The 256-nt window shown below is 63.7% G+C and carries 1 protein-coding gene; it reads right to left on the reverse strand.

Annotation, left to right across the window (positions count from 1 at the left end):
- Nucleotides 1-252, reverse strand: a 252-nt coding sequence (locus C1X29_RS28925) for an ATP-binding cassette domain-containing protein (RefSeq protein ID WP_306461043.1), incomplete at its 3' end; no start/stop codon positions are given.
- Nucleotides 253-256: the final 4 nt, after the last annotated feature.

A 256-nucleotide genomic window follows, 5' to 3' on the forward strand; every position in this document is an offset into this window, starting at 1 on the left:
ATCGTCGGTGGCGTCGGGACGAGCCAAGGTGATGACGTCACGAATGGACCGACGCTGCATGTACGGATCCTGGAGGACGAAGGACACCAACCGGTAGAGGTCATTCTGGGCAACGTCCTTGAGGTCGACCCCACCGATGCGCACCACCCCGGAATCCGGGTCGCGAAAGCGAGCGAGCATCGTCGCCAAGGTCGACTTGCCCGACCCCGACGGCCGGACCAGAGCCGTGACAGTTCCTGGACGCAGTGTCAGGTTG

The sequence above is a fragment of the Pseudomonas sp. GW456-12-10-14-LB2 genome, assembly GCF_002884345.1.
Taxonomy (GTDB): Bacteria; Pseudomonadota; Gammaproteobacteria; order Pseudomonadales; family Pseudomonadaceae; genus Aquipseudomonas; species Aquipseudomonas paraglycinae.